At 54.8% G+C, this 12,500-nt stretch carries 8 protein-coding genes and 1 tRNA gene; 3 read left to right on the top strand and 6 right to left on the bottom strand.

From position 1 onward, the window contains the following. Positions 1 to 124 precede the first annotated feature (124 nt). A tRNA-Ile gene (locus tag K0I63_RS05050) sits at positions 125 to 201 on the top strand. A 100-nt stretch (positions 202 to 301) separates the two neighbouring features. Here K0I63_RS05050 and K0I63_RS05045 read toward each other — a convergent pair. Both K0I63_RS05045 and K0I63_RS05040 read right to left on the bottom strand, forming a co-directional pair. Then, positions 302 to 751: a response regulator gene (locus K0I63_RS05045; RefSeq protein WP_220082753.1), complete on the bottom strand. Its 450-nt coding sequence runs from the start codon at positions 749 to 751 to the stop codon at positions 302 to 304. A 51-nt stretch (positions 752 to 802) separates the two neighbouring features. Continuing rightward, positions 803 to 4,318 carry an ATP-binding protein gene (locus tag K0I63_RS05040; protein WP_220082752.1) on the bottom strand — a complete coding sequence of 1,172 codons (3,516 nt, stop codon included), beginning with the start codon at positions 4,316 to 4,318 and terminating at the stop codon, positions 803 to 805. A gap of 241 nt (positions 4,319 to 4,559) precedes the next feature. On the opposite strand from K0I63_RS05040, the gene K0I63_RS05035 reads away from it, so the two are divergent. Both K0I63_RS05035 and K0I63_RS05030 read left to right on the top strand, forming a co-directional pair. Beyond that, on the top strand, positions 4,560 to 7,010 hold the full coding sequence (locus K0I63_RS05035; protein WP_220082751.1) for an EAL domain-containing protein: 2,451 nt from the start codon (positions 4,560 to 4,562) through the stop codon (positions 7,008 to 7,010). 130 nt (positions 7,011 to 7,140) lie between these two features. Further along, positions 7,141 to 8,079, top strand: coding sequence for an SPFH domain-containing protein (locus tag K0I63_RS05030; protein WP_144200997.1), 939 nt, complete (start codon positions 7,141 to 7,143; stop codon positions 8,077 to 8,079). A gap of 96 nt (positions 8,080 to 8,175) precedes the next feature. Here K0I63_RS05030 and K0I63_RS05025 read toward each other — a convergent pair whose 3' ends face one another. The 4 genes from K0I63_RS05025 to potA form a co-directional block, all read right to left on the bottom strand. Then, entirely contained in the window at positions 8,176 to 9,462 is a 1,287-nt protein-coding gene (locus K0I63_RS05025) for an NAD(P)/FAD-dependent oxidoreductase (RefSeq protein WP_220082750.1), read from the bottom strand. An 88-nt stretch (positions 9,463 to 9,550) separates the two neighbouring features. Beyond that, complete coding sequence (locus K0I63_RS05020) at positions 9,551 to 10,378, bottom strand: ABC transporter permease subunit (protein WP_011864781.1); 828 nt, start codon at positions 10,376 to 10,378, stop codon at positions 9,551 to 9,553. Further along, positions 10,375 to 11,280 (bottom strand): ABC transporter permease subunit, encoded by a 906-nt coding sequence (locus tag K0I63_RS05015; RefSeq protein ID WP_011864780.1) that lies wholly within the window; start codon positions 11,278 to 11,280, stop codon positions 10,375 to 10,377. The genes K0I63_RS05020 and K0I63_RS05015 overlap by 4 nt, the downstream gene beginning before the upstream one ends. A gap of 10 nt (positions 11,281 to 11,290) precedes the next feature. Next, on the bottom strand, positions 11,291 to 12,427 hold the full coding sequence (potA, locus tag K0I63_RS05010; protein ID WP_011864779.1) for a polyamine ABC transporter ATP-binding protein: 1,137 nt from the start codon (positions 12,425 to 12,427) through the stop codon (positions 11,291 to 11,293). Positions 12,428 to 12,500 lie beyond the last annotated feature (73 nt).

The raw sequence follows: 12,500 nt of genomic DNA, 5'->3' as shown, positions 1-12,500 counted from the left end.
CCGATTGAACAACAGATAAGCAGTTGAATTCAAAGTTCAGAATTCTTGCCAGATCGGTGGTGACAAGCGCTTTTAAACCTCGTATACTTCTTTGCGCTTTCGATAGTGACGACTATCTTAAGTCGGCCCCTTAGCTCAGTTGGTTAGAGCACACGACTCATAATCGTTAGGTCCACAGTTCAAGTCTGTGAGGGGCCACCAATTCAAACAAAAAAGCCTGCATCTTGCAGGCTTTTTTGTTATTCGGGCTCTCTCAGCCTATTCTCACTAAAACTAGCTCGACATACCCAGCTCGACACGCTTAGCTTGAAACATCGCGAATCGCCTCCTGTTTGAGCATGAAGCGCAGCAGATCCGATTGGCGTTTCAACAGCATCTGATTCTTTACCCTGGCCTGGGTGACCACGGCATTGAGCGGCTTATGGATAAAGTCCACCGCGCCCAACACAAAGCCGCTCACCTCCTGCTCCTCGTCATGATGAGCCGAGACAAAGATCACCGCAATCTCCTGGGTGCCAGGTTCAGATTTCAAACGGCGACAGACCTCGAAGCCGGACATCCCCGGCATCTCGATATCCAGGAGCAAGAGATCCGGCTTGAAGCTATGGCACAGGGCCAGCGCCTCCTGACCACTCAGGGCCGTGGCTATCTCATATTCCTGGCTCAGGAGCTGTCTGAGTATGATGATATTGACCTGCATATCATCGACGATCAGAATTCTCCCCTTACGAGAAAAAACTAATGGAGACATATCGTTATTCTGTTCCATTATCTACCTATCGACATTTTTTATTGAAACTCCTTAAGTCTGGGCAGAGGCGTTTTGTACCTCTTCCTTGGGCTCGAGCGTCTCCTGCAGCCGCTCCATTAGCTTGGCATAGCAAGGTTTTATCACCCCGAAGAGTAGGTTCAACTTATCACAGTTCTTCATCTTCGCCTCCATCTCCAGGCTTAAAAACTGCTCCTGTAGCTGGATGGCACCTATGCTGCTGGATAACCCCTTAAGGCCATGACTGAGCTGACGCACCTTCTCATAATCCTTAGCCGCGATCGCCTCCTCCAGCTCACCAACTTGTGCCGGCGACGTGTCGTGATACATCTGGCAGATCTCGGCGAACAGCACCTCATTGTTCATCAACCGGCTCAGCGCCAGTTGACGGTTCCAGACATAGTCCTCATCCTTCACCTGGATCTCCTCATGGGGCGCAGCCTCAACTAAAGTAGGCAAGTCACCAAACTCACAGACAGAGATCAGCCAATCGACCACCTTCTCCTGCAGACGCTCGGCCACGATAGGCTTGGTGATGTAGTCATTCATGCCCGCCTCGATGCACTTGTCACGCTCGCCCATCATGGCACTGGCTGTCATGGCAATAATGGGCGTATCGACAAACGCCTCGCCCGCCTCTCCGGCACGGATCGCCCGGGTGCAGTCATAGCCATTGAGGATCGGCATCTGACAGTCCATCAAGATGCAATGCACGCCCAGCCCCTCTTGCTCGCACTCCCTCAGCCTGGTCAACGCCTCCTGACCATTGATGGCCCTGACAAATTCCAGTGGCAGCTCGGACAAGATCCCCAGGGCAACCTCTATGTTGATCTCATTATCATCGACTACCAGCACCCGAGCACCTTTGATGCGATGGGCCTCCTCCTCAGAGATTATCTGAGTCACTTGGGGATGAACTTGTTCGACGCCAGAACTCACTTTGGGCGCGCCAAACTTCTGCATAAATTCGGAGAAGAGTAGCGGATTATTGAGATACTCAAGCTCAATATTTCTCAGCGCCTTATTGCCATCGGCGCTCTTTTGAAACGCCAACACTCTCGGCAGTCGCTTATGAGTCGCCGTCAGTGTCGGCCAGAGGCTGTCGAGATCGGTAAGCAGGGAGTGACGCTGCTCGACGATTAACACATGGGGCAGAATATCGGGCACAGGAGCATCCTGATTGAGCCAGTCGCGTATGGGCGAGCCCGGTAGCAGCTTACCACCGAGCCGGGCAATTGCCGCCTCGACGCAGGCCTGCTGCGCCTCATTCACCAGCAAGACGCTACAGGTCATCTCGTGCAGCAGCGCCTCGGGCGCCATCAGCTTAAACTCGCCCTGATGCAACACCATGGTGAAGATGAAGCAGCTCCCCTGCCCTTTGTGGGACTCGAAACTCATCTTGCCGTTGAGTAATTCGCTGAGTTCCTTACAGATAGAGAGTCCCAGCCCTGTGCCACCATACTGGGCCGCAATACTCGAGGTGGCTTGAGAGAAAGCGGTAAACAGCTTGGCCTGATTCTCCTCGGCGATCCCTATCCCTGTGTCAGACACCTCACAGATAAACTCTAGCTCCCCCGTCTCTCGCAGGCGGCTGTGGGCCCTGACCTTGATATAGCCATGGTCGGTAAACTTGATGGCGTTGTTTATCAGATTGGTAAGGATCTGAGTGATCCTGTGGGGGTCGCTGTCTACGCTCTGGCAGCGAAGGTCGACCACGTCGATGACAAACTCTATCCCCTTCTCCTGTGCCTTCACCGCCATGCTGCTGCAGACACTCTCGATCAGGTTGAGGGGATTAAAGCTGCTCATGTCTAAATCCAGCTTGCCCGCCTCTATTTTGGAGAGATCCAGCACATCGTTAATCAGCGCAGAAAGCGTATTAACGCTCACCTCGGCCATCTCGAGATACCTCGCCTGGCGCTCGGTAAGCGAGTCTTTACGCACCAGATTCAAAGTGCCCACTATGCCATTTAGCGGCGTACGCATCTCATGGCTGATGTTGGAGATGAAGCTGCTCTTGACTAGGCTGGCCTTCTGCAGCTCCTGGGTTCTTATCGCCACCTTCTTCTCGAGCTCGGCGTTCACCAGCTGGATCTTCTTGGCGGCCTGCTTCTCGATGGAGACATCGCGTATGATTATGGCCACCCCCAGGGCATGCTTGTTCTCACCTAGGATGGGGGAAACCGACACATAGAGATCGACGATGCGCCCCTCGTTCAGCGGCAGCTCGGCGTCCAGATTAAGCGTCTTGTTACCCTGATTGGCCTTTGAGACCAAGGCCGCCAGGTCGACCTCGGGCAAAAGCGCCAGCTGATTGATAAAGTGGCCCTTGGCATAGTCGGCGTCATAGCCAAACAGTAACTCGGCGGCGCGGTTCCAGTTGTTGACCACGCCGCTGGTGCCTACTCCTATGATGGCATCCTTGGAGCCATCGATGATCGCCGCCGACTGCGCCTTCTCCTTGGCCAGTGCCTGACTGCTACGGGCACTGCGCCCCAGTATGATGACCACAAACAGAAACAACACCCCCACGGCCAACATGAAGCTGTAGACACTAATGCGCCGGGAGACCGCGAGTTCCTGCACATATTGCTTGGGCGCCATTAGGGTCGCGGTAAGCCGACCGCTCTGGGCATCGTTAGAGAGCGTAATGGCGCGGCGATAGGCATAATAGGGCTTATTATCGTGATAGCTATCGAGCACCAACTCGAAGTTACGTTTAAGTGTCTTGCTCTGCTGATAATGTTTATCCCATACCAGGTCTGGATGCAGGTCGCGGCTAAAACGCATCTCCTCATCGGGATGCACCAAGAAATAGCCATCGCTGTCGGTCAGCACAAGCTCTATGGGCGCAGGCACCAAGCGCTTGAAAGAGGCGAGTAAGTCATTGGCATTGATGTTGACGATAAGCAGGCCGAAGCGACCGCCATTATCATCGAAGATCGGCGTCGCCAGGCGCAACATGGGGCGGTAGGGATAATCTATCTTGCCAAACTCACGGTTTAAGTTGATGGGCGAGGTATAGATCTCCCCCTGCTGCAGATCTTTACTGGCCTGAAAATAATCCCGCCCCTGCTTATTCTGCAAGTTGTTATCATCTATCACCTGCACGGCGCCGCCGCGCCTGTCTACCCGGATAAGCTCCATGCCATCACTGCTCAATATGCGCAGTTGTTCATACTCGCGATTGTTCTGCAAGAAGGCAACAAAGATGGTTTCCAGTCGGTGACGCCACTGGTCGTAGCGGGTCTCGTCCACAGGGTCGATCCCCTGATTATTTCTGGCCCGGGAGAGGCCGGAGATAGGCGGGGTCTCAAACAGAAAACGTAGGTTGTTGAAGTAGCGGTTAAGCCTGTCCTGGGCCTGGTTGTTGACCTGCTCACTCTGGGCCTCGAGATCCGAATGCAGATTGCCAACAATATTCTGATTTAATTGAGATTCGAAGCTGGCGATGATAACAAGCGCCACCACAAGCACCAGCATGGAGGCGGCCAGCAGCAGTGAGCGTCCGCCAAAGAGAGAAGATAAGCGTGAAATCTGTCGCACCATGGACTATAACTCCTTTTACTATCCAGCCTCAGTAACACACTGTTATTCAATCAATACGCTTTCAGCATAGGCGATAAACTGCGCGGTGTTCTATCGGAGAATATGGTCAATTACCCGCAGCTAACTAACTAAAAAGTAGTATTTAATCTGGTTTTCAGCATTAAGCGCGAAAAACCTTAAGCAAACTGATTATAGTCGGCTAAGCTGAATATAGACGGCAGATTTGAAAAGGAATTCTTCTATGCTTTTCGGCAACGATGTAGAGACTCGACAAAAAATATTAGTTGTCGACGATGAGAGCGCCAACCTACATCTGCTGGAGCAATCCCTCACAGATCTGGCCGAGATCATCTGTAGTACGGGTGGTCAGGACGCGCTGGATAAGGCCGAGCAACACCAACCCGCCATCATATTGCTGGATATCGAGATGCCACAGATGAATGGCTTCGAGATGTGTAAGCGCCTGAAGAATAACCCCAAGACCTGCAACAGCGCGGTGATCTTCGTGACCGCCCACAGCGAGAGCAGCTTCGAATATAAATCCCTCAGTTCGGGCGGCATAGACTTCATCCATAAGCCTATCGATCTCGCCACCTGTCGCCTGCGGGTCAAGAATCATCTGCTGCTCAAACGTCAGGAGCAGACCATCATAGAGGCGCGCCAGGATATGCAGGCCCTGGTCAATCAGATCCCCTCTTACATCTCCTATTGGTCCAAGGATCTGCTCAACCGCTTTCATAACGACTATAACGGCAGATGGTTCGGCACTATCCCCCAAGATGCACTGGGTAAGCCCGCCTCTAGCCTGCTCCCTAAGGCCCTGTATGAGGAGATACTGGCCCGTATTGCAAGCAATAAACCTAAGCATCAGTTCGAGGTTGCCCTGGAAGATACCCCGGGCAAGATAGATTATGCCCAGGCCCATCTCACCATCAGGAAACAAGATGGACACGTGGCAGGCATGCTGCTGACCCTGACGGATATCACCTCCATCAAGCGGGCCAAGAGCCAACTGGATACCGAGAATCGGCGCCTGAAGATCATGCTCAACGCCATCGGCGACGCCGTCATCGCCACCAATAGCGAGGCGATGATCACCTTCATGAATCCCATCGCAGAACGCCTCACCGGCTGGGTGTGTCGCGACGCCATCGGCCTGCATATCGAACAGGTGATGGATCTGTGCGATGCCAAGACCAAATACCGCAGCCCCAATCCGGTCACCATCGCCATCAAGGAGAAACGCAACGTCGCCATGGCCCTCAACTGTCAGCTCAACAGCTTGGATGGCACCATCTTCCAGATTGAAGACTCCGCCGCCCCCATCACAGACAGTGAAGGCAAGGTCACAGGCGGCATCATAGTCTTTCACGACTGCAGTGAGTCTGTGGCCATGTCGCTGAAGATGAGCCACCTGGCCAACCATGATCAGCTGACCGACCTGCCTAATCGCATCTTGCTCCATGACAGAATCAACCACGCCTGCGCCGTGGCCGACTCCTATGACAAGAGCGTCGCCCTGATGCTGATCGACATAGATCACTTCAAATACCTCAACGACTCCCTGGGCCACAGCTATGGGGATCAGGTGATCAAGCAGGTGGCGAAACGACTGCAGTCCCTCATCGACCCCAACGCCACCCTGGGGCGCATCGGCGGCGACGAGTTTGTCCTGCTGCTGCCTTCGCTCACCGCCACCAGCCAGGTGGACTCTATCGCCACAGATATCGTCCGCAGCCTCAACACGCCGTTTCGTATCGACGGCCAGGAATATACCCTGTCGGTTAGCGTCGGGATCAGCATCTACCCCTCGGACGCCCTCAGGGCCGAGGAGCTGATGACCCATGTGGATGCAGCCATGTACCGCGCCAAAGATCTGGGGCGCAACCGCTTCTGTTACTTCTCCGAGGATCTCGAGCAAGAGCTAACGAAACGCCACGAGCTGGTCACCCTGCTGCGCACCGCCATCGACACGGAAGCGATAGAGGTCTACTACCAACCAAAAGTGGATCTGAAGACCAAGGAGATCATAGGCGCGGAGGCACTGGCCCGATTACACGACCCTAGCGGCAAGCTGATCTCACCGCTGGACTTTATTCCCCTTGCCGAGGAGACAGGCCTCATCCATCAGCTGGGTGAAATTATCCTCAAACAAAGCTGCATGGCGGCTAAGGCCTGGCAGAAAAGAGGTCGGCCGCTGCAGATCGCCGTCAACATCGCCGCCAAACAGTTCACCAACCCCGAGTTTTGCGACTCGGTGGCCAAGGTGCTGGAGCTCACCGGGCTCGACAGCAGCTTCCTCGAGCTCGAGGTGACAGAGAGTTCTCTCATGTATGATTTCGACGAGGCGTTAAATGTGCTCAATACCCTCTCCTCACTGGGACTGAGCATCGCCATCGACGACTTCGGCACAGGTTACTCCAGCCTCAGCTATCTCAAGTTCTTCCCGGTCAACACCCTCAAGATAGATCAATCCTTCGTCAAGGATATGCTGGGGGATGAGCAGAGCCTGGATATCGTCAAGGCGGTGATCCATCTGGCCAAGTCCCTCAAGCTCAAGCTTATCGCCGAAGGCATAGAAGATGCCGACCAGCTGCAAAAACTGGTGGCGCTGGAATGCGAGCAGGGCCAGGGTTATATGTTCAGCAAGCCTCTGCCCCTCAAAGAGTTCGACCAACTCCTCAGCCACTAACGCTCCTCTCCCTTGACTCAAAGGGTAAATAACGTAATATCCTCAGCGCATTAACCCAGGCATAACCTTGGCGTAACACCTATCGCCAACCCAAGGTTGCCGCCAAGAGACACAGTCACAAGGAGAGAGAATGACCACACTACCTAAGGATATCGCCAACCTATCGACGATAAAGACCAAAGGCAAAGGCGCCCTGGTGTTAATCGCCGGCCTGCTTTTCGCCCTCGTCCTATTCAGCCAGACCATGTACACGGTCGATGAGGGCCATGTGGGCATCATCAAGCGTTTCGGCCAGGCCACAGAACAGGTTAATCCCGGCCTACACGTGAAGATCCCCTTCGTCGACAAGGTCGAGGTCTTAGAGATACGTACCCGCAAGAACGTCGAGAAACTCAACGCCTCGACCCACGAGCAGATGCCGGTCACCGCCGAGGTGTCTATCAACTGGACGGTCAATCGTGATCAGGCATTCGACCTGTTCAAGAGCTATGGTGGCCTGAGCCAGTTCGAGTCGCGCATCCTGGACCCTAAGCTGAGATCCGCCGCCAAGGACGCCCTGGCGCGTTACAAGGCCGAGGAGATCATCCAAAACCGCAGCCGGGTGATCGCCCAGATAGAAGATTTTCTTGTCGAGGAGATGAAGGAATATCCGGTCAAGCTGGACTCGGCCCAGCTGGAAAACCTCGGCCTGCCGCAGAAATATATCCAGTCTATCGAGACCAAACAGACAGAGAAAAACCTGGCGGCCGCCGAGAAGCATCGTCTTGAAAGGCAGAACCTGGAGGCCCAGCGTGAGGTGAACACGGCCAACGCCAAGCGTGACGCCGCCAAGGCCACCGCCGACGGTAAGGCTTACGCCATTCAGACCGAGGCAATTGCCGAAGCCGAAGCGATTCGCCTGAAGGGTATCGCCGAAGCAGAGGCGATCAAGAAGAAGGCCGAGGCGCTGAGAGAGTCTCAGACTCTGGTGGATTATGTGCGCGCTCAGCAGTGGAATGGCCAGATGCCGACCACCATCATGGGCAGCGACCAGAGCGTGCTGTGGAACATGACCAGCAAGAAACAGTAACTAGAAACAGTCATCGACACTCTGATTGCGCTTGCAAGCATGAACCAACACAAAAAAGCCCGCATCGAGCGGGCTTTTTTATTGGCAATAACTTGGCTAGACGCCCAACTTGTCGCGCATTGTGTAGTACCAGGCACCGATCGCCGAGAAAGGCACCTGTAGCAGATGACCGCCCGGGAAGGGGTAATGGGGCAACTGGGCGAAGGCATCGAAGCGTTTCGCCTGGCCATTGATGGTCTCGGCCAGTATCTGCCCCGCCAGATGGGTATAGGTCACCCCATGGCCGCTACAACCCTGAGAGTAATAGATGTTACCACCGATACGCCCCACCTGCGGCAGGCGCGACAGGGTCAGCAGGAAGTTGCCCGTCCAGGTAAAGTCTATCTTCACATCCTTAAGCTGCGGGAAGGTCGCCAGCATCTTGGGACGGATGATCGCCTCTATGTTGGCAGGATCCCGAGCACCGTAGACCACGCCGCCGCCATAGATGAGGCGCTTGTCACCCGAGAGCCTGAAGTAATCCAGCAGATAGTTACAATCTTCGACACAGTAGTCCTGGGGCAGCAGCGAGTGAGCCAGCTCCTCACCCAGGGGCTCTGTGGTGATCACCTGAGTACCACAGGGCATAGACTTGGCCTGCAGCTCAGGCAGCAGTCCCTTGAGGTAGGCGTTACCGGCGACGATGACAAACTTACACTTCACCGAGCCTTCCTGAGTATGCACCACAGGGCTCTCACCCTGATCGACACGAACAACGGCCGAATCTTCGAAGATCTGTCCGCCCAAGGATTCCACCGCATCGGCCTCACCCAGCGCCAGGTTAAGCGGATGAATATGGCCGCCGCTCTTATCAAGCAAACCACCGACATAACGCTCGGTATCCACCACGTCGCGAATGCCCTGCTCATCCAGCAGCTCTAAGTGCCCCAGATGACCATGCTTCTCCCACAGCGCCTTTTGCGCCTCGAGATGGCCCATCTGTTTCTTGTTTAGCGCCGCAAACACGCCGCCATCTTTCAGATCGCACTGGATCTTGTATTTAGCCACCAGCCCCTTGAGGATGCGGCCACCTTCGAAGGCCATCTGACCAAACAACTTGGCCTGCTCTGTGCCCACAACCTTTTCTATGGTGTCGATATCCCGGCTGAAGCTGTTGACTATCTGACCGCCGTTACGCCCTGAGGCGCCGAAGCCAACCCTGGCGGCTTCCAGTATCGTCACCTTAAAGCCCGCCTCCAGCAGGTGGATCGCAGAAGACAGCCCGGTATAGCCGGCGCCTATGATACAGACGTCGGTCTCTATGTTATCGCTTAACTTGTCGCGCAGCGCCTTGGTATTGGCAGATGCCGCATAATAGGAATTTGCATGAGGTGTACAGGTCATATCATTCACCCTGAATCGTTATAATAATGGCTTGGGTAGACAGGCGCCGCGGCGCGGTCGCCTGTCGTCTTGAGCTAACGCTGCGATCCTAGTCGCTGACCATACGGCTGCGTTTGTCTGCGCGGCGGGCCAGATACCAGGAGATGAAGGCGATCAGCGAGACGATCAGAATGATCAGTGTCGCTAAAGCGTTGATCTTAGGCGAGACCCCCATGCGCACCGAGGAGAAGACCACCATAGGCAGGGTCGTCGCGCCCGGTCCCGAGGCGAAGCTGGCAATCACCAGGTCATCCAGCGACAGGCTGAAGGAGAGCAGCCAACCCGCGATCAGCGCCGGCGAGATCATAGGCACTGTGATGTGGAAGAAGGTCTTGAGCGGCGTCGCCCCCAGATCCTGGGCCGCCTCCTCGATAGACATATCCAGCTCACGCAACCTGGATGAGACCACCACGGCCACATAGGCCGCGCAGAAGGTCGAGTGGGCGATCCACACGGTCAACATGCCACGCTCCGCGGGCCAGCCCAGTAGATCCGCCATGTGCACGAATAGCAGCAACAGCGACAGACCCGTGATCACCTCTGGCATAACCAGGGGTGCGGTGATCATGTTCGACAGCGTCATCTTGCCCCAGGAGCGAGCGAAGCGCGTCATCACGAAGGCCGCCATGGTGCCGAGGATCACCGCCATGGTGGAGGCGAAGAACGCCACCTTTAAGCTGGTCGCCACCGCATCGAGGATCTGGTCGTCGCGGAAAAGCTCGCCATACCACTTGGCCGAGAAGCCGCCCCAAACCGTCACCAGCTTAGACTCGTTGAACGAGTAGAACACCAGGATGAACATGGGTGCGTAGAGGAAAAACATCCCGCCCCAGAGCATCAGGGTGGAGAAACTCAATTTTCTTAGTCTGTTGCTCATATCGTCTTCTCCATACTTCTGGACTGATAACGATGGAATAGGGTGATAGGGATGATCAGAAGTGCCAACATCACGATGGCGAGCGACGAAGCGACCGGCCAATCACGGTTGTTGAAGAACTCCTGCCATAGCACCTTACCTATCATGAGCGAATCAGGACCGCCCAATAGCTCAGGGATCACAAACTCCCCGACCACAGGAATAAACACCAGCATAGACCCGGCAATCACACCACCTTTCGACAGCGGCAGCGTCACCTTCCAGAAGGTATTGAGGCTGCGTGAGCCAAGATCCGCCGCGGCCTCGAGCAGGCTGCCATCGAGCTGCGACAGGTTGGCGTACAGCGGCAAGATCATAAAGGGCAGATAGGTGTAGATGATACCGATATAGACGGCGAAATTAGTGTTAAGCATCTGAATCGGCTCGGAGATCACCCCCAGCCACATCAACAGGTTATTGATCACCCCGTTGTTACTCAAGATGCCCATCCAGGCATACACCCGGATAAGAAACGAGGTCCAGGATGGCAACATCACCAAGAGAATCAACACAGTCTGATGCTGCTTAGGCGCCCTGGCAATGGCATAGGCCATGGGGTAACCGATAAGCAGACAGCCGATGGTGGTAACACAGGCCATCTTGAGCGAGCCCAGATAGGCATTGATATAGAGATGATCTTCGAAGATCAGAATATAGTTGCCCAGATTGAGCATGATCTGCAGCGACTCGTCGGCATACTGATACAAGGCCTCATAGGGCGGAATCGCCACGGCCGGGGTCGACAGACTGATCTTCAATACGATGGCAAACGGCAAGGCAAAGAACATCAGCAGCCAGAAATAGGGCACGCCTATCGTCCAGCACTGCCCCTTGGGCAAACGAAACTTCAATGACTTCTTCATAACGCCCCCGTTAAGATCTCAGTACAACGGCACTGGTCGCTTCCCAACTGACGAAGACATCCTCTTCCCAGGTGGGCGAGTCGGCGCGGCGGTCACTGTTGGTCATCACAGACTGAATGAGCTGTCCGTTACACAGGCGTATGTAGTAAACCGAGATGCCGCCCAGATAGGCGATATCTTCTACCTTACCCGCACACCAGTTGCGTGCATCCTCTGGCTGCTCGCGGCTGATATGGGTCTTCTCGGGACGAATCGCCACCCACACCTGGGTAGTATCCACACTGGTCGACACCCCGTAACCCACGTAGAAGGGCTGAGGAATGTTGGCCACATTGATCACAACGTGATCCACCTCATCCTCGACAATATCGCCCTCGAACAGGTTAACGCTGCCGATAAACTCGGCCACCATGCGGTTAGCCGGGCTCTCGTAGATATCCATTGGCGAACCGGTTTGGGCTATCCAGCCATCGTTCATGATGGCGATACGCTCGGCCATGGTCATGGCCTCTTCCTGGTCATGGGTTACCATCACACAGGTCACCCCAACCGCCTCGAGAATGTCCACCACCTCGAGCTGCATCTGAGTACGGAGTTTCTTATCCAGCGCCCCCATGGGCTCGTCCAGTAGCAAAAGCTTTGGACGCTTGGCCAGTGAACGGGCCAGGGCCACACGCTGACGCTGACCGCCTGAGAGTTGGTTCGGCTTACGCTTGGCATAAGGCTCCATGTGAACCAGCTTGAGCATCTCCTTCACCCGCTGCTCAATCTCGGCCTTGGGCATCTTGTCCTGCTTGAGGCCGAAGGCGATATTCTGCGCCACCGTCATGTGTGGAAACAGGGCGTAAGATTGGAACATCATATTAATAGGACGCTCATAGGGCGGCATGTCGGTGATGTCTTGCCCATCGAGATAGATGCGTCCCTCGGTCGGCTTCTCAAAGCCGGCCAGCATGCGAAGCAGCGTCGATTTCCCCGAACCTGAGCCGCCAAGCAGTGCAAAAATTTCCCCACGATTAATATTTAGCGAGACGTCGTCCACTGCACGAACATCGTCAAATAGCTTGCTGACTCTCTCTATCTTCAGCAACACCTCTCCTTGCGTCTTTGTTGTCGGTTTGTTGGTGACGCCCGAATTGCTAGCCATAATACTTCTCCACAAAAAGCACCGCTAAGGCACCTACTGCAATAGTTAAGATGATCTAAGAAATGGAGGGCAA

Origin of the sequence: Shewanella rhizosphaerae (assembly GCF_019457655.1) — a bacterium.
GTDB classification, from domain to species: domain Bacteria; phylum Pseudomonadota; class Gammaproteobacteria; order Enterobacterales; family Shewanellaceae; genus Shewanella; species Shewanella loihica.
The sequence above is the reverse complement of the archived record's forward strand: the minus strand, read 5'-3'. Positions and strand labels throughout refer to the sequence as shown.